Here is a 3,087-nt window from a genome sequence, read left to right on the forward strand (position 1 = left end):
GCCGGGTGGGGGTTCGGGCCGCCCGGCGTGGCGAGCGGGTCGGGGCCCTTGGCGGCCTCGGCGGCGCTGTAGATGTCCGGCTCCAGGTAGATGACGCGGGCGATCGGGACGGCCTCGCGGATGCGGGCCTCGGCGCGGTTGATCGCGTTGGCGACCTCGGCGGCCGTGTCGTCGTGCTGGACGGCGATCTTGGCGGCGACGAGAAGTTCCTCGGGGCCGAGGTGGAGGGTGCGCATGTGGATGACGCCGGTGACGGTGTCGCCGTCGACGATGGCGGCCTCGATCTTCTTGACGTCCTCCAGGCCGGCGGCCTCGCCGAGCAGCAGGGACTTGGTCTCGGAGGCGAGCACCAGCGCGATGGCGACGAGCAGGACACCGATGCAGACGGTGCCGATGCCGTCCCAGACGCCGTCGCCGGTGAGCAGGGCGATGCCGACGCCGCCGAGGGCGAGGACCAGGCCGATGAGCGCGCCGAAGTCCTCCAGCAGCACGACGGGCAGCTCGGGCGCCTTGGCGCGGCGGATGAACTGGGCCCAGGAGAGCTTGCCGCGCAGCTCGTTGGACTCCTTGATGGCCGTACGGAAGGAGAAGCCCTCGGCGATGATCGCGAAGATGAGGACGCCGACCGGCCAGTACCAGTGCTCCACCGGGTGGGGGTGGCTGATCTTCTCGTAGCCCTCGTAGATGGCGAACATGCCGCCGATGGAGAAGAGGACGATGGAGACCAGGAAGGCGTAGATGTACCGCTCGCGGCCGTAGCCGAAGGGGTGCTGCGGGGTGGCCTCGCGCTGGGCCTTCTTGCCGCCGATGAGCAGCAGGAACTGGTTGCCGGAGTCGGCGACCGAGTGGACGCCCTCGGCGAGCATCGACGAGGAGCCGCTGAACGCGAACGCCACGAACTTCGATGCCGCGATCGCCAGATTGGCGCCGAGTGCCGCCACGATCGCCTTGTTACCGCCTGACGCGCTCATGAGTTCGCGTTTTCCCTTCGCCCTTGTCGCCTTCTCGGCACCCCCGCACGGCTCTTGTGCCCCCACGGGTCGCTTTTTTGCACGTGCTTTGCCGGTGGGCCATTGTTGCAGTCCCACCGGCGTGCGGCGCCTCAGGTGTCCACAGGGGCGGTCATACGATCACAGTGGCGCGGAACAGCGTGCCCTCGCCGGACGCCTCGGCCTTCTCGCCCGCCGGAACGAAGACGGACCGCCCCGGCAGCAGACCGTGCTCGCCGACGCGGACCGAACCGGCCGTGCACAGCAGGATCTGCGGGGTCGGAAGGGTCAGGTCGCGGGCGCTCTCGCCGGGCAGGACCCAGCGGGAGAGCCGGAATTCGTCGATGGGGGTCTCGTAGACCTCCTCGCCCTCCGGGGAGGCCTCGGGGCGCAGGACACCGGGGTCGCTCGCCTCGAAGCGGACCACGCGCAGGAGTTCGGGGACGTCGATGTGCTTGGGGGTCAGGCCGCAGCGCAGGACGTTGTCGGAGTTGGCCATGATCTCGACGCCGAGACCGTCCAGGTAGGCGTGCGGGATGCCCGCGCCGAGGAACAGGGCCTCGCCGGGCTGGAGCCGGACGTGGTTCAGCAGCATGGCCGCGATCACGCCGGGGTCGCCGGGGTAGTCGCGGGCCATGTCGGCGTACGGGGTGTACGGGCCGCCGAGGCGGGTGCAGGCGGCGGTGGCCTCGGTGACGGTGTCGGCCATGTCCTCGGGGTTCGCGGTGAGGATGGCGGTGAGGACCTCCCGCAGGGCGGCGTCCTCGGGCTGGGCGCGCAGCAGGTCGACGTACGGCTTGAGGGAGTCGACGCCCAGGCCGTCGAGCAGGCCGGCCGCCTCGGCAGGGGCGCGGAAGCCGCACAGGCCGTCGAACTCGGTGAGGGCGCAGATGAGTTCGGGCTTGTGGTTGGCGTCCTTGTAGTTGCGGTCGGGGGCGTCCACGGGGACGCCCCTGCGCTCCTCCTCGGCGTAGCCCTCGCGCGCCTGGGCCAGGTCGGGGTGGACCTGGAGGGAGAGCGGGGCGCCCGCGGCGAGGATCTTGAGCAGGAAGGGCAGACGCGGGCCGAACTTCGCCACCGCCTCGGCGCCCAGCTCGCGCTCCGGGTCGGCGTCGATGACCTCCACCAGCGTGCCGCGCGAGGTGCGCGACGGAGCACCGGGATGGGCGCCCATCCACATCTCGGCCTGCGGTTCGCCGGTGGGCTCGGTGCCCAGCAGCCGCGGGATGGCGGTGGTCGAGCCCCAGGCGTAGGGGCGGACGGTGTTGTCGAGGCGGTCCATGTGTCTTCTCTGTCTCCGTACGGGCGCCGCGGGCGGGTGCCTGGGATCAGCTCAGGCGCCGGCGGCGAGCGCCAGGTAAACGGCGGCGAAATCGGTGACGGCGATCAGGTCGGCGAGGGTCTCCAGTTCGCCGCCCTCCTCCGGTTCGAGTTCGCTGATCGGCGTGTCGTGTCCGAGGGCCAGGTCGCGGGCGCCGGGGGCGGCGCTGAGACCGGCGATGGGACGGTCCCGGAGCAGCACCACGCGCGCGTGCATCGCGGGCGCCTCCTCGACGCGGTCGCGGAAGAAGTCGTCCGGATCGGCACGGGCGGCCAGCGGGCCGGAGAGCAGGGCCTCGTGCGCGAGGAGCGCCTCGGGGAGTTCGGCCACCAGGGCGGGGCGGCCCGCGAGTTCGGCCAGGGCGGCGGCGAAGCGGCGGCCCGCCGGGCCGGCGGAGGGGCCCTCCGTCCAGACGACGGGCAGGGCGTCGGCGAGTTCCGCGGCGAGCGTCTTGGCCGCGTTGCCGTAGGTGGCGATGGCGGGGCCGCAGCGCTCGGCGACCTGGTCGAGGCGGTCGGCCACCTTCTCCAGCGCGTCGGGACCGGCGGTCAGCAGGCCGACGCGGTCCAGGAGGGCCAGCAGCGGGGTGAGCAGGGCCCAGAAGACGCCTGAGGAGGACGCGGCGACCGGCTCGCCCTGGTCGTACGGCGCCGTCGCCATCGGGATGAACATGCCGTGCGCGCCCGCGACCGCTTCCGCGAGGGGGGTTCCGGCGGGGGCCACGGCCACCACGGAGCAGCCTCGGCGGTATGCCTGTTCCGCGAGGAGGCCGAGGCT

General features: G+C 72.5%; 3 protein-coding genes. All 3 read right to left on the reverse strand.

The features are described 5' to 3' along the window. The coding region (locus CCN33_RS25495; RefSeq protein ID WP_086695817.1) for a cation diffusion facilitator family transporter at nucleotides 1-971 on the reverse strand (971 nt) is incomplete at its 3' end. Nucleotides 972-1,122: 151 nt separating this feature from the next. Continuing rightward, the gene (manA, locus tag CCN33_RS25500) at nucleotides 1,123-2,271 is read right to left on the reverse strand and encodes a mannose-6-phosphate isomerase, class I (RefSeq protein ID WP_086695818.1); all 1,149 of its coding nucleotides are present in this window, start codon (nucleotides 2,269-2,271) and stop codon (nucleotides 1,123-1,125) included. Nucleotides 2,272-2,322: 51 nt separating this feature from the next. Continuing rightward, a partial coding sequence (locus tag CCN33_RS25505) for an SIS domain-containing protein (protein ID WP_086695819.1) occupies nucleotides 2,323-3,087 on the reverse strand: 765 nt, incomplete at its 5' end.

The sequence above is a fragment of the Streptomyces recifensis genome, assembly GCF_002154615.1.
Taxonomy (GTDB): domain Bacteria; phylum Actinomycetota; class Actinomycetes; order Streptomycetales; family Streptomycetaceae; genus Streptomyces; species Streptomyces griseoluteus.

Bases quoted from the DNA above. Each gene is read 5' to 3' on its own strand.
- manA (WP_086695818.1), bottom strand. From the start codon at position 2,271: ATGGACCGCCTCGACAACACCGTCCGCCCCTACGCCTGGGGCTCGACC.